Annotated in this window: 13 protein-coding genes and 1 tRNA gene; 8 read left to right on the forward strand and 6 right to left on the reverse strand. The window is 40.6% G+C overall.

What is annotated here, in order from left to right; genetic code table 11:
* Positions 1-551: 551 nt before the first annotated feature.
* Positions 552-623, reverse strand: a tRNA-Gly gene (locus ACM0OS_RS09485).
* Between the two features lie 332 nt (positions 624-955).
* On the opposite strand from ACM0OS_RS09485, the gene ACM0OS_RS09490 reads away from it, so the two are divergent.
* Positions 956-1831 carry an Npun_R2479 family HD domain-containing metalloprotein gene (locus ACM0OS_RS09490; protein ID WP_414542933.1) on the forward strand — a complete coding sequence of 292 codons (876 nt, stop codon included), beginning with the start codon at positions 956-958 and terminating at the stop codon, positions 1829-1831.
* Positions 1832-1898: 67 nt separating this feature from the next.
* On the forward strand, positions 1899-3017 hold the full coding sequence (locus ACM0OS_RS09495; RefSeq protein WP_414542934.1) for an ABC transporter permease: 1119 nt from the start codon (positions 1899-1901) through the stop codon (positions 3015-3017).
* 95 nt (positions 3018-3112) lie between these two features.
* Here the strand turns inward: ACM0OS_RS09495 and chlP are convergent, their stop codons facing one another.
* Positions 3113-4333: a geranylgeranyl reductase gene (gene chlP, locus ACM0OS_RS09500; protein ID WP_414542935.1), complete on the reverse strand. Its 1221-nt coding sequence runs from the start codon at positions 4331-4333 to the stop codon at positions 3113-3115.
* Between the two features lie 330 nt (positions 4334-4663).
* On the opposite strand from chlP, the gene yidD reads away from it, so the two are divergent.
* The 6 genes from yidD (at position 4664) to ACM0OS_RS09530 (ending at position 16080) form a co-directional block, all read left to right on the forward strand.
* A complete protein-coding gene (gene yidD / locus ACM0OS_RS09505) occupies positions 4664-5158 on the forward strand; it encodes a membrane protein insertion efficiency factor YidD (protein ID WP_414542936.1) in 495 nt (164 codons plus the stop codon).
* A 124-nt stretch (positions 5159-5282) separates the two neighbouring features.
* Positions 5283-6299: a sulfate/molybdate ABC transporter ATP-binding protein gene (locus tag ACM0OS_RS09510; protein ID WP_414542937.1), complete on the forward strand. Its 1017-nt coding sequence runs from the start codon at positions 5283-5285 to the stop codon at positions 6297-6299.
* 1043 nt (positions 6300-7342) lie between these two features.
* Positions 7343-8023, forward strand: coding sequence for a hypothetical protein (locus tag ACM0OS_RS09515; RefSeq protein ID WP_414542938.1), 681 nt, complete (start codon positions 7343-7345; stop codon positions 8021-8023).
* A gap of 61 nt (positions 8024-8084) precedes the next feature.
* On the forward strand, positions 8085-9302 hold the full coding sequence (locus tag ACM0OS_RS09520) for a hypothetical protein (protein ID WP_414542939.1): 1218 nt from the start codon (positions 8085-8087) through the stop codon (positions 9300-9302).
* A gap of 356 nt (positions 9303-9658) precedes the next feature.
* Positions 9659-10369 carry a 4'-phosphopantetheinyl transferase HetI gene (hetI, locus tag ACM0OS_RS09525; protein WP_414542940.1) on the forward strand — a complete coding sequence of 237 codons (711 nt, stop codon included), beginning with the start codon at positions 9659-9661 and terminating at the stop codon, positions 10367-10369.
* Positions 10370-10479: 110 nt separating this feature from the next.
* Complete coding sequence (locus ACM0OS_RS09530; RefSeq protein WP_414542974.1) at positions 10480-16080, forward strand: AAA family ATPase; 5601 nt, start codon at positions 10480-10482, stop codon at positions 16078-16080.
* Positions 16081-16292: 212 nt separating this feature from the next.
* On the opposite strand, the gene ACM0OS_RS09535 is transcribed toward ACM0OS_RS09530, so the two are convergent.
* The 4 genes from ACM0OS_RS09535 to ACM0OS_RS09550 form a co-directional block, all read right to left on the reverse strand.
* Positions 16293-17681, reverse strand: a complete 1389-nt coding sequence (locus ACM0OS_RS09535; RefSeq protein ID WP_414542941.1) for a cytochrome P450 — start codon at positions 17679-17681, stop codon at positions 16293-16295.
* Positions 17682-17712: 31 nt separating this feature from the next.
* Complete coding sequence (locus ACM0OS_RS09540) at positions 17713-18702, reverse strand: terpene synthase family protein (protein ID WP_414542942.1); 990 nt, start codon at positions 18700-18702, stop codon at positions 17713-17715.
* Between the two features lie 664 nt (positions 18703-19366).
* Entirely contained in the window at positions 19367-20878 is a 1512-nt protein-coding gene (locus tag ACM0OS_RS09545; protein WP_414542943.1) for a thioester reductase domain-containing protein, read from the reverse strand.
* Positions 20879-20880: 2 nt separating this feature from the next.
* On the reverse strand, positions 20881-22545 hold the full coding sequence (locus tag ACM0OS_RS09550; RefSeq protein WP_414542944.1) for a PfaD family polyunsaturated fatty acid/polyketide biosynthesis protein: 1665 nt from the start codon (positions 22543-22545) through the stop codon (positions 20881-20883).
* Positions 22546-22814 lie beyond the last annotated feature (269 nt).

The raw sequence follows: 22814 nt of genomic DNA on the forward strand, positions 1-22814 counted from the left end.
CAGGCTCTATCCCTTATTAAACAAGCTGTTTAGCCTTCTTGTCACCCGTTAAGGTTGATCCCAGAAATGGAAAAAGTTTTAACAGCTATCTCATCTAAAATTTGTTTAAGAGGGTTGAAAGGAATGTCACCTTCCCAATACTGAAGTTTCAAAAGCCATATTGATTAATGGAAGGTTGAAATAAATAGGTCTTTTTTTGTCAAGAAGATATGCTACCAGTTACTTTCGGTGATTAGTTGCTTCATCCTTAGGTAAGGGTAGTGTTGAGTGTAAAGTAATAAAATTTTCCACCTGAAACTTGGTGTAGCCAAATATTGGTGCGTGAGTTTAATATAATAGTCGCTACGTCAATTAATTCATAATTTTAAGACGGCATTGATTTGTTAGCAGTGGTGTAAACTAATTCGACAAGAATAATCTGTTAACAGCGACATTAATTTGCGAAAACCTAGCATAATAAAATTGATTATAAAAAATAGCCGAAGCGACATTAATTTGATAAAAACGACATTAATTTGCGAATTGCGACATATAATTTGCGAATGTACAAAAGCGGGTGATGGGACTCGAACCCACGACGTTCACCTTGGGAAGGTGACATTCTACCACTGAATTACACCCGCAAAAATTCTTAACTAAAATAAATTTAACAATTATAATAGCATCTTTTGCAAAGGCACACGCGGTTTATAGTGAAGTCACAAACCTTGTGTATTCAGATCACCGCTACATAGTAGATGGGTATGGAATACTGAGACAGGTGCAGCTTACGGCGTAAGTAGTTCACAAAAGCATGGCCTATGATTATGAGCAAGTATAAAGGTAACTAGCACCCATACCGATACTTAAGTTACAAAGGATAAATCTGCATTGTCTCCAATCTAGTCAGGGCAAACATGATGATGCAATTTTGACGACATTACATAAATAAATCTTATCTATCTGAGCCAACAATATGTTCAATGCCACTGAAATTTTAATTGATGCCTTTGTTAAGCAAATTCGAGATGGTTACAGTCGCACGTATGGCTGCTTAAAAAATGATTATCAAGATATCATCGCTTGGGCTGGGAGTATGGCGTTGGAAAATATTGCCAATAGCGATGCTTTATATCACAATGTTGAACATTCCGTTTTAGTTGCCCTGGTAGGACAGGAAATTTTACGCGGTAAACACATCCGGGAAGGTGGTGTTTCTAGTGAAGACTGGTTGCATTTTATTATTTCCTTGGTATGTCATGATATTGGCTACGTCAAAGGAGTTTGTCGCCAAGACAAAGAAGCAGCAGGTTTGTATGCCACAGGACAAAACGGCAGAATGATTTCTTTGCATCCAGGGGCTTCTGATGCCAGTCTCACTCCTTATCATGTTGATAGAGCTAAACTTTTCATTGATGAGCGTTTTGGTGGTCACAAGTTAATCGATGCTGATGTCATAAAAAGTAATATTGAATGGACTCGGTTTCCTGTGCCTGTAGCCGAGGATCATCAAGATACTACTAGCTTTGCTGGCTTAGTCCGTGCAGCGGATTTAATTGGGCAATTAAGTGACCCACGTTACTTAAAGAAAATCACTTCTTTATTCTACGAGTTTGAAGAAACGGGGATGAATAAAGTTTTAGGTTACGAAACACCTGCCGATTTACGCAAGAATTACGCTAAGTTTTACTGGCATGGCGTACATCCCTATATTAAAGATGGACTGCATTATTTGTCTTTGACACAACAGGGTAAACAAATTCTGGCTAATCTCTACTCGAATGTTTTTGTGGTAGAACATGAAAAAAGCCAAGAAGAACATCTATATTTAGTAGAGCAAAGACATGCTTAGATATTAGTCATTAGTTTATTTATCGAATGACTAATCACAAAAGACTGATGACAAGGGACAAATAACTATGAATTGGTGGCAAAGACTTCAGAAAAATCCTTTGGCGCGATTTGGGGCAATTGTGCTGTTAATTTTCTATGTGGCGGTAATTGCGGCTGATTTCGTCGCCCCATACAACCCTCTTGCTTCACAGCCAAATGGTTCACTGTTGCCACCAACTCGGGTTTATTGGGTGTCTCAACAATCAGGAAACTTTATTGGGCCGCATATTTATCCGACAACCCAGGGAGATACTGATTTAGAAACAGGCGATCGCCAACTTATTGTAGACTTTCAAAAACCCTCGCCTCTACGTTTATTTGTCTCTGGGCCGGAATACCGACTGTTTCAGTTTAGTTTACCTCTACCCCCGACCTGGGATGAAGTAACTATCTTTCCCGGTATACCTTTAAATTGGCATTTGTTTGGTAGCACTGGTGAAGCTCAATTTAATATCTTGGGTACTGACGACCAAAGCCGCGATCAATTCAGCCGTTTGGTGCATGGTGGTCGTATTAGTATGTTTATTGGGATTATCGGGGTGTTGATTACTTTCCCCCTCGGGTTGATTATCGGTGGTATTTCTGGCTATTTCGGAGGTTGGACTGACAGCGTGATTATGCGCTTTGCCGAAGTGCTGATGACTTTTCCTGGGATATATTTGTTGGTAACCTTGGGTGCAGTGTTACCACCTGGCTTAACTAGTACCCAGCGCTTTTTACTGATTGTGGTGATTACTTCGGTGATTAGTTGGGCTGGGTTAGCGCGGGTAATTCGCGGACAGGTACTCTCAATTAAAGAGCGAGAATTTGTCCAAGCAGCAAGAGCAATGGGTGGTAAGCCAATTTATATTATCCTCCGCCATATTTTGCCCCAAACTGCCACTTATGTGATTATCTCTGCTACACTGGCGGTTCCCAGCTTTATTGGTGCAGAAGCTGTATTAAGTCTAATTGGTTTGGGGATTCAACAACCAGATCCTTCTTGGGGTAATATGCTTTCTTTAGCTACCAATGCTTCTATTTTGGTGCTGCAACCTTGGTTAATTTGGCCCCCAGCGGCGTTAATTATTCTGACTGTGTTGGCTTTTAATTTATTGGGTGATGGTTTAAGAGATGCCCTCGACCCCCGCAGTTTGCGAAGATAGGCAAAACTTAGGTCATGGCAAAAATTTAGAGGAGACAAGGAATAAATTAATCTATTCCCATCTCCTCTCAAGTTTTATCCTAATTTATGTTGTGATTAGGGTGCTAAAGCGTTACCGCGAATTAAGCTACCAAGAGTTTTGGCAGTAATTTTTAGTTGGGTGATGGGGTTGGCGGGGACAACTGTCTTATATAGATAGCTATCAAATGTTAGCTTCTGGACATCCATATCACCACACATTTCTACAAACGCTTCACGGGTAGCGTCGGAACGGTAGAACACACTTTGCAGAATGTCCAGTACCTTATAGGTGAGTCCGTATTTTTTATCCCAACGCTTCAAATAAATCTTGAGTTCCTTTTCTGTGGGAATGCGCGCACCACTGTTAGACATTTCGACAATGGTTTCGGCACACATGCGCCCAGATTTAGCAGCAAAGTAAATACCTTCACCAGAAGACTTGGTAACGTACCCAGCCGCGTCTCCTACCAAAGCAATTCGTCCGACAACACGCCGGGGACGAGGATGTTCGGGAATGGGATGAGCTTCTACTTTGATGATTTTACCGCCAGCTAGCTTTTCGGAAGCACGGGAACGGATGCCAGCTTGTAACTGTTTGATACTGGCTTTGTTGACGTGCATTGTGCCAGTACCCACGGCTACGTGGTCATATTTGGGGAATACCCAGGCGTAGAAGTCGGTAGAAACGTCGTTACCAACGTACATTTCGGCCAGGTTGTTATAATATGCCATTTTGTCTTCAGGGAGGCGTATGCGCTCTTGGAAGGCGATCGCATAGTTATAATCCCCAGCATCCATTTCTTTGGCAATTCGGGAATTAGCCCCATCCGCCCCAATAATTAAATCCACTTTTAGGGTTTTAGTAATACCCTGTGCGCCGCCTTCTGTATGGTCAACGTAGTGAATTGTATAAGGATCGGTGTTGTTTGTGGGTATATCTAGTTTATGAACAGTGGCATTAATTAAATTTGCGCCTAGTTTTGCCGCGCGATCGCGCATGAAACCATCCAGCACTTCACGGCGGCACATTCCTATATATTCTTCTTTGTTTACCAGATTGATATCAACTTCACGATTGGAAGGCGAAATCATTTTCATCTTCCGTACTTGACGGTCAATAATCTCTGGTGGTAGGTCAAATTCACCCACCATACATAGGGGAATAGCACCCCCACAGGGCTTTGCATTGTCCAGTTTCCGCTCAAACAGGTAGGTTTCAATTCCAGCCTTTGCCAGTGTTTCAGCGGCAGATGAACCAGCAGGGCCTGACCCAACAACAGCAACCCGTAGTGTCAAAGGTCTTCTCCCAATTTTTTGATAAAAACATTTACCGAAAGCATCGTACCACGGAGTTTTGGCTGTTTTCGCGCTCTACCTTCAGGTTTTGACATAAATGCAACATTCCTTAATGTTTCGATACAAAAATGGGGACTAGTACCACAGTGAAGTCAAAAGTCGAAAGGCTTTTATTTTGGGCATTTGAACTTTTTGAAAGGGTATCCATAATTTATGCCGCACTGTATTAGGTACTGGGGATTGGGAACAATAAAACCAATTCGCAATAAATCAAGAATATTGGCTAGTTGCTCACTTCTAGCCCCTAGTCCCTAGCCTCTAGACCCTTTTATGCCAATTTCCTCATTGAACTCGCTTACTAGACAAGTCGGTGTTACCGCAATTACTGAGTATCAAAAACATATTTCCCCCCATAAGGGTTTTGCTTGCGCTCATCGAGTTTTGTATGGGGGTGAGTCTTGCTCTCAGTATTTTAAGCGGGTGATTGCCCAGGATGGGTTTCGCTCTGCACTAATTAAGTCTCGTGAACGATTTCAGGCTTGTAAACAAGCTAATCACATTTTGCAATCGCACGCGCAACAACCAGGACAGGAAGCACAAAATACCCAGTCACCAAAAAAAGCCCCTGATAAATCGGCTCAACCTGCTTGCGGTATTAGCAGTCTGAGTAGTGACGGTACTCACTGCGTTACTTGTGCCGATTTTGGCTGCAATTGTGCTGAGGTGGTTATTGCCCCTGATGATTGTAGTGGTTTTGATTGCAGTGGTGCTGATTGCAGTGGTGTTGATTGTAGCTTTCTCGATTGCGGCAGTTGTCTTCCTTAGTCCGAGAAAATAAATGTCTAATTTGAATTAACTCAAAGGATCTAAAGATATTAATGTATGGTATATATAAAGCACGGTAACCCTAGCGAAAAGCCGTAGATAGAGTTGCAGAGGGATAGCAGCAGTGGGCATAGTAGTTGAAAATGTATCCAAAAATTTCGGGAGCTTTAAAGCTGTTGATGAGGTCAATCTCGAAATCAAAAGTGGTTCATTAGTTGCTTTGTTGGGGCCATCGGGATCTGGTAAGTCCACGTTGCTGCGGTTAATTTCTGGTTTAGAAATGCCAGATAGCGGCAAAATTTTACTTACTGGCAAGGATGCTACATATCAAAGCGTCCAAGAGCGAAATATTGGATTTGTGTTTCAACACTATGCCCTATTTAAGCATCTCAATGTCCGGCAGAATATCGCCTTTGGGTTAGAAATTCGCAAGGCACCCAAGAAAAAGATTAAGGGAAAGGTAGACCAGTTACTAGAGTTGGTGCAATTGAGTGGGTTAGGCGATCGCTACCCATCACAACTTTCTGGTGGTCAAAGACAAAGGGTAGCATTAGCTAGGGCCTTAGCTGTAGAACCTAACGTATTATTGCTAGATGAGCCATTTGGCGCACTTGATGCTAAAGTCCGTAAAGATTTGCGGGCATGGTTACGCCGCCTCCATGATGAAGTACATGTTACCACTGTTTTTGTCACCCACGACCAAGAAGAAGCAATGGAAGTTTCTGATCAGGTCGTAGTCATGAATAAAGGACGTGTAGAACAAATGGGTACACCGGCAGAAATCTACGACAACCCGGCATCAGCATTTGTAATGAGCTTTATCGGCCCTGTGAACGTTCTGCCCAACACCTCTAGAATTTTTCAAGGCAGTGGTTTCGATTCCCCAAATCCCCAAATATTTTTGCGTCCGCAAGATGTGCTGATTGAAAGACAAGCCAATGGTACTACTACCCCGGCTATCGTGAGTCGGTTGATACATTTGGGTTGGGAAGTTCAGGTGGAATTAACTTTGGATGATGGGCAAGTAGTGGCAGCGCATTTAACACGCGATCGCTTTAACGAGTTACAGTTAGAACCACAGCAACGGGTGTATGTCAAGCCCAAGGATGCCAAATCTTTTCCTTTGTATTATTCCATTTAGCTGTTTCATGGCGCTGATTTCCAACGATATTTAGCAAAATTGATATTGGTTGTCAAAGAATGCGTTGACAAAAAATTTTAGTTGCAAAGTTTTTGCAGTCACCTCAAAGATTCACAGTGTTCAATTTTGAAAGTTGTACACACACTATTTTTCTGGTTTGTCCTTGATGGTAATATCACCGCTATGTAAAGTTAAGTCTTTACATCCATCACATAACAGACTGGACTAAAAACATACATGGATGCACTACTGATCACCAAAAATATAGTGAGTTATTCAATACAGGTACAAAAACTCACACAAGCTTTAGAGAGCAAAGCAGACAGAATTTATCCGAGTATGGAAGTTGAGCAATTAAGGCATACAGCAAGAAGCTATATGTGAATTTTTGATCAAGAAAAAGTCAATAGCATCATATTAACCGAAGCCGTCAAAGCTTCTGTTTTCTAGATACAAAAAATATCAATCAGCCACATAGCTTGCTAGTGTTAGCAATGCTGAATTTTGCGTGCGGGTGAAGATATATTTTGAACTATTGACCAAATATTGTCACTATTACATCTGATTCCAGTTGCCATCAGAGCAAAGCTTATTCTCAGGAACTGATGAATAATCAATAGCTAATACTTAGATAACAAGTAATATCTAAGACTAAAAAATCACACCATCAAATAGATGCTGACGTCAATAATGTTACTAAACGTAACTCTATAGTTAACATCAGGCCAATTAATCTCTGCCTCCTGTTCTGACAGGTATAGATTGGTTAAAACAGAAGGATCAATCATGAGTAGCGATCGCAAAATCAATTGATAGAAGCAAGTGGCATGGGTAACTCAAGCAATGCAAGAGTGTAAAACACTTACAGTGTTGCATTCCCTTTACAATTCATGAAAATTTTACTGTTTGTGTAAATAATAGTGCGTGATAACCGATAAAACGAACCAACTGATTGTTACTTTTTATCTAGAATACAAATCTCAGTCAATACTTAAAAAAATCAGTATTATTGCTTACTGACCCTAAAAATGGAGGAAGAGAAGATGAAAATATTTGTTCACTGGTCTAGCGCCTTCGTGTTGCAAGCCTTGGTAGTGATGGCAATGTCTTGTGTGGCTATTGCCAAAGAAACCCCGACGACTCTTCAACCAAGAACAACCCAGAGGCTTTGCTCTGTAGATCCAGTTGCAGATTTATTACCACCAATACCAAATAAGCCAAGTAATTCCTTATTGTCCTATCTTGCTCAGGAAGGTTTTACACAAAGCCAAGATGGTGCGTGGGTATGTTATGTCAACGACCCCAAAAGAGAGGAACGGTACTATACCTTATTTAAGGTGCAAGAGATGAACGGACAGCTGATAGCCAGTTCTTTTCTAGATGGCGGTAACTTCATTGAAGGACAGGAATATCAAAGTATTGACTTTTTTATGAAGCTGGTTGAGCGTCACATGAATACCAGCCAAGAGAACCGTCAAAGTGTCCGCAGATATTTAGAAACCTTCGTTGATCTGGTGAAAGAAGGCAAAATACAACCTTCACGGCGGGGGTTTTTCTTTGACCAACCCAACCGTGCATTAGTTTTGTACCAAACACTCTCTACAGGAGACCTCAAAGGCTCGGCCATCACCATCAATATTCAAGCACCTGAAAACTTAAATACTGGAGCAACGCCCAGGAGATTACAACCCTCTGTGAGAGAGAGATTAAAACTTAATCGTTAAGCAATGCTCAATTTTTCATGATGTTCGGTAAGCGTTTTGTGTGGTTTTGTTGAGGTGTATCTTGTTGAAGTCAACGTTTAAAAATATCGCAATCTTCTTTTCGTCTTTGGTAGTGGTGCTGACAATGGGTGAATCAGCCACAGCACAGCTGCGTGTGAACCAGCGTGATTCTATTCCTAAAGGACAAGAGTCGCAGTATTTAGAGTACCAACGTCAGAATAATCAAAATCTGCGCCAGATGCGAGTTATGCCAGACTGTAGTCTGGGTGATGGTTTGGGCTGTAATAAAACAGGAACAGTAGTTGAACAAATCATTAATGAATCTCATGGTGCTAACTACTATGACTTATTGATGCGAGCTACTGGTGGTGAAGATAACTACCGTAACTTTGCGGCTTTTTATAATAACAATCCTCAATTACCGACAATTCCCTACGCCTCATTTTGGCGGAATGAAGACCCTTCAATTTTGGATGGACATCGGTATGTGTTGGGTCAATCTGTAAGTCGTAATCCTGTGACTGGTCTTGCAGATGTCACCCGGAATTTTGCTTGGTCACCCCTATCAAGAGGGAGAGAAATCAGCCCTCGTGATGGTTTGTTGGACTTGAAATACTCTTACGGGCGCGTTCTTTTAGAAGAAGTAGCCAAAATTCCTAACCTAGAACAGCAGGTTACTTCTCTGGATTTACCTCCAGATATGACTCAGTTTTACTTATCTAACATTTCTCAAGGGTTACGCGCCTTAAATACAGGTGACGAGAGAGGACTCAGACAAAGCGTGTTGAGACTACTTTCTTTTCCCTACTCACCGGGCGTTAGAGATGACGGTTGGTATGGGCGGAAAATAGTTGACGTTCCACTCACAGATCAACCAGAATTACCAACATTGCCTGGTACAGCTATTGTCAGTGAAAATCCACTACCGGTAGGAGATGAGATGATGGTTGCTCTAGATGTACCTTTTTTGAATGAAGTTGTATTGCCTTCAGGGGGTAATTATGGGTGGCTTTATAGTTTATTTCCTCTTATGGCTCTATTCTTACTTCTGGGAGGAGATAATTCTTCTAGTCAACCACCTACTCCTGCCGAAGCGATACCCGATACTTTGCCCCCCTTAATTGCCGTCGATAATGGAGGAGAATCACCTACAAGCAATACTTTTGTGCCACCCCAAGTCAGAGAAGTACCAGAACCGTCAGCGCTCAAAGCTTTATTGCTGTTGACTGTTGTATTGGGTACACTCAATTACAAACAGAGGCTAGGGGCTAGAGGCTAGTACCGCTACCTTGAAAGTCAAAAGTCAAATTTTCTAGACTCGTCACTTGATCAGTAAGTCGGCTGCTATTATTTGCCATAGTTTAATGATTCATGCCCACTAGCTTATCAAGCTGCGATAGGCATAAAGCCCTAGCGGGCATCGCTGCGCTTACCGCGGTAGCGTGCCGGAGGCTCTAGCCATGCCCTCCGGGCTTATCGCCTCAACAAAAGTGGATAAAAAATCCCTCGGTAACTAGTCGAGGGATTTCAATCTTTAGTACTTTGCACATGAAATGTATCCCACTTACACAGTGTATCTATCCTTTTGAAATTAAGTGTGCCAAAATGCCAAATTAACGTGACATACATGATTCCATGTGGCTACCTGTACCAGCAGATTTAACTTTATTGCCGAATGATGTTCATGTTTGGCGAATTGACCTGGATGTACCAGAACCACAATTACAAAACTTACTGGAAACCCTCTCTAGTGACGAAATCACTCGTGCTAACCGCTTTTATTTTCCGGAGCATCGGCGGCGTTTTATTGCCGGTCGTGGTAGTCTGCGGAGTATCTTGGGTGGCTATTTAGGTATTGAGCCACAACAAGTCAAGTTTGATTATCAACCCCGTGGTAAACCAGTATTAGCTCCTCATTTAAGTAATAGTGGCATAGCTTTTAACTTGTCTCATTCCCAGGGATTAGCTTTGTGTGCAGTGAATTATCAGCGACCCATCGGCGTAGATTTAGAATGTATCCACGCCATGTCTGATATTGAAACCCTGGCCCAAAGGTTCTTTTTACCCAGAGAATATGACGTAGTGCGATCGCTGTGTGGTCATCAACAACAAGAAATATTTTTCCGTTATTGGACTTGTAAAGAAGCTTATTTAAAAGCCACTGGGGAAGGACTCGCCCAGTTAGAACAAATTGAAGTAGTGTTAAATATTACCGAACCCGCCAAGTTGCAAACAGTTGATGATTGGAGTCTCTTCGAGTTAACGCCTACTGAAAATTATCTGGCTGCTATTGTAGTTGCAGGTTCTGACTGTTCGTTGCAATGCTGGCAATATTCAGCTTTTTAATACCGGAAATAACATATTTGTCCACAGGAATCAAGAATATTTTTTGTGTGATATTTGGTACCAGTAAACAGGGAATACTAAAGCAAATCATACCTGTGAGCATTGGTGTAATGTTAGCGTTATCCAACATAATTTTGACCATTCCGGGATATTCCATTACCGAGCAAATATATTCTGGTAGCAAAACCTTAGTTTATCGAGGCATCAGAGAACAAGACCAAAAAGGCGTTATTATTAAACTGCTGAGAAATGAATACCCTACATTCAGCGAAATTTCTCAGTTCCGTAATCAGTACACTATTACTCAAAACCTCAACCTACCTGGCATAATCAAACCCTTGAGTTTAGAAAACTACGGCAACAGCTATGCATTGGTCATGGAAGACTGTGGTGGTATCTCTCTAAAAGAGTGGCAACAGGCGAGAAAGCGCCAAAACAAAAATGGTATCACTCTCAAAGAATTTTTTCACATTGCCACAGAAATAGCATCTACCCTAGAGGGACTGCATCGTGATTGCATAATCCACAAAGATATTAAACCTGCCAATATTGTTATTCACCCCACCACCTTTGAAGTCAGACTCATAGATTTCAGTATTGCCACCCTGCTACCTAGAGAAATTCAATTCCTGACCAATCCCAACGTCTTAGAAGGAACATTAGCTTATATTTCCCCCGAACAAACGGGACGGATGAACAGAGGTATCGATTACCGCAGTGACTTTTATTCTTTGGGTGTCACCCTGTTTGAACTGCTCACGGGAGAGTTGCCTTTTGTTACCGCAGACCCCATAGAGTTAGTTTACTGTCACATTGCCAAACAAGCGCCAACGGCTAGCCAAGTTAACTCACACATTCCGCCAGTATTATCTGCCATTATTAGCAAATTGATGGCCAAAAATGCGGAAGACCGCTATCAGAGCGCCCACGGACTCAGACATGACCTAGAAGAATGCCGTCAACAATGGCAACAAACAGGAAATATCGCCAACTTTGAATTAGCACAAAAAGATATTTCCAACCGTTTTTTGATTCCAGAAAAACTCTATGGTCGCCAAACCCAAGTAGAAAATTTACTGGCGGCTTTTGAACGTGTCAGTAACGGTACCACAGAAATGATATTGGTAGCTGGATTCTCTGGTATTGGGAAAACAGCTGTAGTCAATGAGATTCACAAACCCATTGTCCGGGAACGTAGCTACTTTATTAAGGGAAAATTTGATCAATTTCAACGGGATATTCCCTTTTCTGGCTTTGTACAAGCTTTTCGGGACTTAATTGGGCAAATTCTCTTAGAAACAGATCAGCAAATTCAACAGTGGAAAAATCACATATTATTGGCATTAGGTGAACAAGCTCAGGTAATTATTGATGTGATTCCTGAATTGGAATTAATTATTGGTCAACAACCAGAAATAGCAGAACTTACTGGTAGTGCCGCCGAAAATCGCTTCAATTTATTATTGCAGAGATTCATTCATGTTTTCATGACGAGAGAACATCCCTTAGTAATATTTTTGGATGATTTGCAATGGGCAGATGCGGCTTCGTTAAAATTAATGCAACTATTAATGAGCGAAACCAATAAAACACCGCAAAATATGACTTTATCTTCGGGGTATACAGGTGATAAAAGTCTGCTCATAATTGGTGCATATCGGGATAACGAAGTAGCTAAAGGGCATCCACTGTATTTGACAATTGAAGAGTTGAAAAATACCAAAGCTGCGGTTAACACTATCACTTTAACGCCCTTAACGCCAAGTGATTTAAACTGTTTAATTACTGATACTTTACGTTGCCCAGAAAAAGAGGCGATCGCTCTGACTAGAATTATCTTTGCCAAAACCAAAGGCAATCCTTTCTTTACTCATGAATTTCTCAAGGCTTTATACAAGGATGGCATATTTGAGTTTAATTTTGATTTAGGATCTTGGCAGTATGACTTAGTGAATATTCAGGCATTAGCTCTTACAGATGATGTCGTGGAATTTATGACAACTCGACTCATGAAGTTGCCAACACCAACTCAAGATGTCTTGAAATTAGCAGCCTGTATTGGTAATCAATTTGACCTAAAAACCCTGGCAATGATTTATGAACAATCTACAGTAGATACAGCTTCAGATTTATGGACTGCCTTGGTTGAAGGATTAGTAATACCACAAACTGAATCCTATAAATTAGTAGTTAAAGAAAGTCCAGAAACCACAAAATATTTGGAAGAACAAGAATCTACACATAATAATTCTCAGTTGCCTAAGTATAGTTTTATCCATGATAGGGTACAGCAAGCGGCTTATTCTTTAATTCCCAAACAAGAACAACAATCAATTCATTTAAAAATCGGACAACTATTATTAATAAATACCTCAGTTGTTGAAAGAGAAGACAATATTTTTGAACTGGTAAATCAGTTTAATATTGCAATTCCGTTAATTAACCTACCAAGCGATCGCCTTCAACTAGCTGAGATGAATTTGCTTGCTGGACGTAAGGCTTTGGCATCTACAGCTTATCCGGCTGCACTCAAGTATTTCACCACGGGAATTAAACTACTGGCAGATGATAGCTGGGAAAATCAATATGGATTAACCCTGACTTTCTATGAACTAGCCGCAGAGGCGGCATATTTATCAGGGGATTTTCAGCACATGGAACAATTAACAGAAGTAGCACTACAAAAGGCGCAATCTCTGTTAGATCAAGTCAAACTTTATGAAATCAAGATTCAAGCTTATGGAGCGCAAAATCAAGCATTAGCAGCAGTCAACATTGGACTATCATTTTTAAAATTGTTAGGGGTAGATTTTCCCGAAAATGCTAGCCAGTCAGATGTACAGCTAGCAATGGCAGAAACAACATCAAACCTCACAGGTAAACGCATTGAGGATTTTATTGACTTGCCAGAAATGACAGCAGCCAAAACAATGGCAATTATGGCTATCTTATCCAGTGTCAGTTCTTTGGCCTATCAGACTAATCCTCATCTGTTTTTGTTGATTATTCTCAAACAAATCAACTTATCAATCCAATATGGCAATATGCCGTTGTCTGCTTTTGTCTATGTTAGCTATGGGTTTATACTCTGTGCAATGGGAAACATTGAGTCTGGTTATCAATTTGGTAACTTGGCTTTAAATCTGTTGATTAAGCAGAATACGGGAAAATTTACCGCTAAGACCGTACTGGTATTTAATTGTGCTATCCGACATTGGAAGGAACATGCCAGAGAAAATTTTAAACCTCTATTAGATGCTTACACTGCTGCATTAGAAACAGGAGATTTAGAACACGCTGCCTATGCATTGTTTAATTACACTTATGGTACCTATTATATAGGTAAAAAACTGACAGGCTTGCAACAAGAGGTAGCAAATTATAGCCATGCCATATGTCAAATTAAACAACAAACAGCATTTTATTGGAATGAAATCTATCGGCAGAATATCTTGAACTTGGTGGGAACAGCGGCAAATCCTTGTCGTTTAGTCGGCGAAGCTTACGATGAGGAAAAAATGCTGCCGATTTACCTCCAAGGTAACGATATCATGGGGCTGTTTCATTTATATGTCAGTAAATTATTTCTCTGTTATCTATTTGAAGATTTTTCTCAAGCTGTAGAAAACGCCATGTTTGCAGAAAAGTATTTAGATGGTGGTACAGGACAACTGGTTGTGCCTATTTTCCATTTTTATGATTCTTTGGCACATCTGGCAATGTATGCAGAGGCAACAGATGAGCAGCAAAACAATATACTAGCAAGAGTGCAAGTTAATCAAGAAAAAATGCTGCACTGGGCAACTCATTCGCCCATGAATTTCTTGCACAAATATTATCTTGTGGAGGCTGAAAGGCAGCGCCTTTTGGGGGACTATTTAGCAGCAATGGATAACTATGAGCAAGCTATCTCTCTAGCTAGAGAAAACGAATATCTCAACGAAGAGGCCTTGGCGCACGAATTAGCTGCTAAATTTTATTTTCAATGGGGCAAAGACAAAATTGCCCAACTTTATATGAATCATGCTTACTATGGGTATGTTCACTGGGGAGCATTAGCCAAAGCGGAACACTTACAAACCAACTATCCCCAACTACTTGCGCCTATTCTTCAGCCAGAAAAACTGAAACTCTCAGCCAGTAATAGTCAGATTAGCAATATCAGCATATCTCAATCTATCCCCAGTACTAACGAAACTGTCATTAGCTCTAACGCTTCTCAAAGCAGCGTTTCCGATATGCTGGACTTGGCATCTGTCATTAAAGCCTCCCAAGCATTATCTGGAGCAATTGAGCTGGAGCAACTACTTTCTACCTTAATGGCAGTTGTCATGGAAAATGCCGGCGCTTCTAAGTGCGTGCTGATTTTGAGTGAAGGTGATCATTTAAATTTAACTGTGACCGCAGTTAGTTCTAGCGCCAATTTGGATTGTATCTCCACAAAGTTTCCATCAACTCAACTAGAATCTAGTACTGATGTTCCCATAACTTTAATTAACTACATCAAACGTACCAAAGAAATTTTTGTAATTGATGATGTCAAAACCGTGGCTTTCCTCACAGGCGATCGCTACATTGTACGTGAGCAACCCAAGAGTTTGTTGTGTGTCCCGGTGATGAATCAAGGTAAATTGTTAGGTATTCTTTATTTAGAGAATAACCTGACTACAGGAGTCTTTACCCGCGATCGCGTCGAAGTGTTGAAGCTGCTGACTACCCAAGCGGCAATCTCCCTAGAAAATTCTTTGCTTTACACAAATTTAGCTAGCGCCAATCAAAGTTTAGAGGAATACAACCACAACTTAGAAGAAAAAGTAGAGCAGAGAACCCAAGAAATCAACGAAAACAATCAACGCTTGCAACAAGCACTCCTAGAATTGCAAAGTACCCAAACCCAATTGATTCAAAGTGAAAAAATGTCTTCTTTAGGGGAAATGGTGGCAGGAGTGGCCCATGAAATCAATAACCCCATCAATTTTATTCATGGCAATATCAATCATGCTAGTGATTATGTCCAAGATTTGCTAGATTTAATTGCTCTCTATCAACAAGAATGCCCTGATCCCTCAGACTTAATTGAAGAGAAAGCCGCAGAAATTGATGTCGATTTTCTCGCACAAGACCTGCCGAAGATTCTCAATTCAATGAAAGTCGGGAGTTCACGCATCCGGAATATAGTTTTGGGCTTACGTAATTTCTCTCGCCTGGATGAATCAGAAATGAAGCCCGTAGATATTCATGAAGGCATTGATAACACCTTAATGATTTTGCAGCATCGACTCAAAGAAAAGAGCGATCGCTCAGAAATTGAAGTGATTAAACAATATGCACAGCTACCCGAAGTAAATTGTTACGCTGGCCAACTCAATCAGGTATTTATGAATATCCTCAGTAATGCCATCGATGCTTTAGACGAGTCAATAGTAAATCAAAAAATAACTGACAAACCACAGATTCGCGTTAGTACTGAGCGAGGAGAAGCCAACACCTTAAGGATTCGCATTGGTGATAACGGTTATGGGATGAATGCCCAGGTTTGTCAGAAAATTTTTGACCCATTTTTTACCACTAAACCCATAGGTAGTGGTACAGGATTGGGGTTATCAATTAGCTATCAAGTTGTTGTAGATAAACACAAAGGTCAGTTAACTTGTAATTCGACTCCTGGAAAGGGAACTGAATTTGTGATTGAAATACCAATGCAACAGTGAAAAAGCAGGGGGCAGAGGGATGAAAAATTAGTTTTATAAGCACCAGGCAATTATAAATCGCGGCTACACAGGCATGACGCGTAGCGTCTTCCCAAAGGGAAGGCCGCCTACACGGGTTAAGTTAAAAACCTTGATTTTCCCACTCTCCACTCCCCACTCCCCACTCCCCAGCAAAATGAGAGTTACATGAAAATGCACGAATTAACCTTAACTTAAGCGGTATGTGCAGTTGCCATATTTACTGGAGACTCTGGACGCGTACGCCTACCTGTCATTACCATTTTCACGCCATTGGCAGGTGCTAGTGTCACAGCTTGGCGTTCAGGTCGTTCTGGCTTGCTATCGGCTAGTTCGAGTTGATAATTAGACAATATTTTTGCAAAAACTAGCTTCATTTCATACATAGCTAAAGCCTCGCCAACACAGCGCCTAACAGCACCAAAGGGCATAAATTCATAAGGAGAAAATTGTTTTTCCAGAAAGCGTTCTGGCTTGAATTCCTTAGGTTGGGGATACAAATCCTCTCGCTGATGCATTAGATATATGCAACCAATAATTGATGTACCTGGCTCTAATATATGACCTAGTAATTCCACTGGCTCTTGCGCTATGGTGGGAAAAGTCAGCATCACAACCGGATAAATCCGCAGGGTTTCATAACAAACAGCTGTGAGATAAGGTAGCCGGAAAATGCTCATGGGGTCAGGGGAATCACCGAGGCTATCCAATTCTTCCAGGAGTTTTTTCCGAACTTCTGGTTGACGATGAATGCAATACAATCCCCAAGACATGACGGTTGACGTGCTTTCATAACCTGCAAATAGCAAAGTTTTCATTTCATCACGCAACTCTTCATCACTCATACCTTCTCCAGATTCATCCTTTGCTGACATCAACATTGAGAGGATATCCATGCGATCTGAACTTGGTTGAGAACGGCGTTCAGCAATTTCGGCACAAAGCAATTCATTTACTTCCTGTTGTTGGCGAATAAACTTTCCCCAAGGACTCCAAGCACCTAAATCTTTTTGGAGAGGAGGTAATAAAAGAAAACCCGCAGTTAGAGGTGAGCGAAAAAAATCCAACAACGACAACCATAGCTCTTGGAGTCTTTGATAACGTTCTCCCTCGTACAAGCCAAAGATAACTTTTGCAATTACTTGGAAAGAAATTTCTTGTAGAGGTTTAATAGCTGCAAAGGGTTGATCAGTAGGGAATTGATTAAAAACTTTTTCGGTGAGATCACTAATTAGATCACCATAAGTTCGCATCCGTTCTCCATGTAAAGAGGGCATCAACAATTGTCGTCGTTTTTTGTGGCGATCGCCTCCTAACATGACAAGAGAATATTCCCCTAGTAGCGGTTGCAAAAATCTGTTATTGTCACCAAGGTCTGCAAATTTTTTTTTCTCGCTAGTTAAAATTTTTTGCATTACTTGGGGATTATTCACAAATACTAAGGTATTCCCAAAACCAATTATCTCAGCAGTGAAAAGGTCAGGATATTTCTTAGCTGCACTCTCCATATACCCCATAGGGTCAACCACCCATTGGATATTCTGGATAAAACGAGGAGCTTTCAGGCGATTAGGTAGTTGCATTTGATATGTTTCCTGGCGAAATTTACTGTCTTTACACGTTCACCGTTGGAGTAATACCAACAGCTAAATCTAGCCTTTCAGCAGATTGATAGCGGCCAGAACGAGCAGACCAATCCAAGTTGCCACGTATCCAACTATGCATTCCTGATATATATTTTGCTAGTTGACCATCTACTTCTTCCCCAAAAGAAGGAAGAGAAGCTTCTAAGTTCAACAATGCTCTTAATTCTTGATCATGCATTTCGGCAGCACGATGAATTGCTTGTTCCCAAGGAAGTTTTTGTTGATAATGTAGTACCAGCACTAGATTATGCACATCACCACTTGCCATTTCTCTGGGCGCAGAAAAGATATCGTTACACCATGCCAGAATGTTAATTGTCATTTCTTGGATTTTCTTGACGCTATTGTGTTTGCGTAAAACATCGGGAATGTTCAATTGATTGAACAATTCAATCCATAAGATAATCAAGTCTCCTGCCACACTTAACTTACGTAGCTCAATATAAGTTTCAACATCAGGTATATTTCCCTGAGCGCGGTTAGTTGTTTCTAATACACATCCATAAAAGAAGTCTTCAAAGCTGTAAACAACACGATGCAATAATTTTGCACTCCCTGTTTGCAGCATCCTCTTGCGGATATCACTTAAGGCATAAGTTAAGGGAATATCCTGGCTCGTCAGTTCTGCTCCGTTAAAGATTTCCAGAAATCTTCTGTAATAAACTTTCAGCAAGTCAGGTCTTTTGCCTAAATCTGACATATCCCATTGATCATCCCAAATAAACAACCAACTCAACCAGTCAGTTGCAATCTTCAGTTCTTCGAGTTGACACTCAGGATAGGTATTTGCGGCTAACCAAGCAAATTTTGCCTTGCTGAAACGCTGATAAACTGATTCATTTTCTAACAAATCAAAGCGCAGTACCCATTCAAAAGCATAATCTTCTAGAACATCTGCATACTTACTAATCTGAGATGGAAATGGGCAGTATAATTCGGGCAAGACAAGGTTTTTCATGGATACTCCAGTAACTTCTGAAATTAAGCAACATCAAACCTGAAAATTGATAGCTAAAAACATGGCAATACAACATTTGAGTTGTAGCCACAACTATCTGTCATGCAATTTCAAACAACAAAACACGACGGAGAACTAAATTTTTCATGTCTGCAAAAAATGTATGAGAAAATTGCAGATTTAGATAAATTATTTTCTTCGAGAATGTATGTTTTTAGTTGAATTAAGTTGGGAAGAAATAATTAAACGTTTTACACAAAGAGACAATGCAAAAAATATTTATAAGGAAATATTTTATAAAAATTTTCACATTGAATGTAAAAACTTAACTTACTTAATTATTATTTAATACTTAAATAAAAAAAATAACCGTAAATACACGTAATTTCTAATAAAAATGAGATTAGCTAATTTAGCAACTTGTTCTAAAATATACTATACTTAAGAATATATACGGTTAAAAGTAAGTGTATTTACTGAGATTACGTAGTAATACTTAGCTTCTTATTAAGCTAAAAATTATGAGATGTGATGGTAAAGCCCTGAAATAGAATTTGGGGTATATGAGGAGGTTAGCGAAGGGGAAAAAGAGGTAAACTTTGGTTTTGACACACAACGTTTCTTCCTCATTTGCCTTATCCCCCTCATCTCCCCAGTTCCTAACCTAAGCTACATTCGCCACATTCAAAAATCCAGTTTGAATCAAATAGGCTGTATAAGTCATCAACAATTGAGAATCTATGGTTGGGCAAACAATAGAACTCCCTTCCAAAGCCTTCAACGTAGCTTGGCAACTAATATGAGGTCTTCTGGCTTTTAGGTACAAATCTGGAATAGTTAATTGTTCATCAGACCAGCGTTCCAAGAGAAAAGGTCGCAGGGTATATAAAGGATTGTCCACAGAAGACGCATTTTTAATTAACTCTGCTTGCCATTCATCATAGGGCAACATTTTAATTTGATAACCAAAAGAGCGTATCCAGTCAACTAAGAAACTCAACGGTACTGGTTGGGGGTGTTGCAAGTGGAATGCTTTACCGATAGATTCTTTTTGTCTAGATAGATAAACAACGGCTTTACTTACATAGTCCACCGGAGACATATCCAACATATAATCTACATCGGGAAAACTGCCCATTTCTAGACAACCCTTGGTCATCAAATTGATAAAATCATGGGTATTACAAATCCCTGTTTGACTGTCTCCTGAGATTAATGGTGGTCTGTGGATAGTTACAGGTAATCCTCGCTCACTAGCAACTTTAACTAATTTTTCTGCCACCCATTTGGTTTGAGAGTAGCCCAGAAAAATACCTTCCCAATGACTAAAATCATCCTGTTCTTCTACTAAATGACCAGCATAAGCAGGTGATTCAAATACAGCCACACTGGAAACATAATGTAGAGGCTTGACCTTAGTTTGACAAGCCAATCGCAAAACTTCTTGAGTTCCTAAAACGTTAGCAGCCTTCAATGCTGAATATGGATAAACATAATTCAACAAAGCCGCACTATGGTAGATGGTATCAATATTAGTAGCTAAAATTTGAAACTGTTCGGAGGGAATACCCAACAGTGGTTGAGATAAATCACCCACAATAGCGATAATTCGAGAATTAAAATTATCATCCCAAATTGCATACTGTTCTAAATTCTTTTGCAGTTTGCTTTTACCTTCTGTGGAATTAGCAGCCCGCACTAAGCAGTATATATCCGCGTCAGTTTCTTGTAGTAATTCCCGGATAATAAAAGCACCTAAATAGCCAGTTCCCCCAGTTAAAAATATATTCTTGGGTTCACCAATAAAGATGCTAGATGCATTGGCAGGATTGATAGTAGGGTCAAGCACAACCTCATCTGCTAAATTGAGAACTGGGGTGTTAGTAGGTTTAGATTCACTATCTTGAACCTGTACACCTTCTTGTATTTCTTCCGCTAAACGCTGTGAAAGTGAGGCAATAGTTGGGTAATGCCAAAGTAGCAGCGGCGATGGTTGAAATCCCAATAATTCTTCTAATTTACTGACCAAAGTCATGGCTTGTGCTGAGTCCAAACCATAATTTTCTAAATTTTCATTGACATCTATTTCGTCGGTTTCTACTCCTAATAATTCAGCCAAGTTAGATACCAACCATGCTTGAATATCTGCTGCACTATAAGATTGTTTTAGAGTCATTTTTACATCTCCAATAATTGAGGATTTTCTGGGCAATACTGACTGTAATCTTCGGGGATTTGCATTCCTTGCATTTTCAAGCTTTGAATGCGATACAAGAAAGCTGCTCCTGTCATGATGTGATAAGCAACATCAACTACCCGACGATTTTGTGGTTCAGCTAAGTAAGAACCCCGCACCCAATCATTAAAACCACCCATTGCTGGGCCACACCAAATTTGATAATCGACTTCTCTGCCTTTTTCTCCAGAACTAGACCAACGGGAAGATAATCCTAAATACCAGCGAAAAATTAATGCCATTTTTAGCTTCGGATTATTAACTGCCTTGCCTAGCTTTTCAGGGTTTTTCTGGGATAAATAAGCCGCTGTGCCTTCCCAGACTTCGGCGAGAGTTTTGCGAAAAACTTGCTTTTCTAATTTCTGTCTTTCTGCCAGGGGAATGTCTTCAATGGAGTCATAAGTCCGGTATATTTCATACAACTTTTGCGCGCGCATAGGAAACATTGTGCCGCGTTTGAGGACTTGTAGTTTTACCCCCATTTCAAACATATCGGCGGCTGGTGCCATAATCATATCTGCCATTTCTGCTTGAGCGAGTAATTTTTTGGTATGTTCACAAGCTCCAGATTCAACGCAGGACTGATTAATTGAGCCAGTCATGATATACGCAGCACCCATCATAAAAGCTGCTAGGGCTGATTCTGGTGTGGCAATTCCCCCGGCTACACCAATTCTAATTGGTTGGTCGTAATGATATTGTTCTTGGATTTCATTCCGCAAAGCAATAATAGAAGGTAATAAACAGACAAGGGGACGATTATCTGTATGTCCACCAGAATCGGCTTCGACGGTAATATCGTCAGCCATCGGAACTTTGGCTGCAAGTTTGGCTTGTAAGTCGGTGATTAATCCTTGTTCTAGAAGTTCTTTAATAATTCTGGGTGGTGCTGGCTGGAGAAATTTGGTTGCGACTTCTCGACGAGAAATTTTGGCGATGACTTTGTTTTTAATTTCGATTTGGTTAGCATCGTTTAAGCTGAGTCCAACGACACGGTAATAAACGATGTTGGGGGTTAAGTCGAGAAATGCTGAAGCTTCTACGGTGCTGACTTCATGTTTGAGGTATAGTTCTACAGCCCGGCGTTCGATGGCCATGTCGTTGGGGCTATGAATTAAGTTGAAGGCATAGGGGCCATGAGGAAGGGCTTCTTGAATCCGCTTAATGGCTGTTTCTAAGCGTTCTGGAGGTAGTCCACCTGCGCCGAAGGAACTTAATATTTGGGCTTTTCCCAGGGCAATGACCATTTCTTCGGAGGCGATTCCGCCTGCCATTGCACCGGTTACATAGGCGTATTTGACTCCGTGAAAAGCTAGGAAGGTGGGGTCTCCTAGTTGTTCGAGTGTGATGGGGGGAATGGAGGTGAGGAGTTGTGCAGTTGGGTTATTTTCTTGGCAGAGGTAGCCTTCGTTGGTGACACCGATTTTGTCGCCAATTTTGAGGATGTAACAGGGTTTATCTAATGTTTGTAGTTTGATTTTGATGGTTTGTTGGTCGAAGGATACACTATCTAAGCACCCTTTCCAGGCTAGGTTTTGGGCGTGAATGTGGGGGGAGAATTTCAGACTATTATGGTGTTTGTTTGGTAGTGTATCTACGGGAGTCACTGTAGTTTTACCTCAAGTTGTTAATGATGGTTTATTAAGTGTTGAGGGAGGAGGTTTCAAAAGAGACAGAGGAGCAGGGAGCAGGGGAAGAAAGAGTTTGAGCTTTCTTTACTTTTCTTTACATAGTTTGGTTTTATTGCACCGACTTACTTAGCAATCCTATTTGTGTTGTCAGGGGGATTTTTTGTAACGTTCGCGTAGCGCATACCGCAAAGGACACAAAGTGCGCGAAGTTAAAGAGAAAGAAAGAAGTTTTTGTTTGTGAGATG

This window comes from Nostoc sp. CCY0012, assembly GCF_963920855.1.
In the GTDB taxonomy this organism is placed as follows: domain Bacteria; phylum Cyanobacteriota; class Cyanobacteriia; order Cyanobacteriales; family Nostocaceae; genus Cyanocohniella.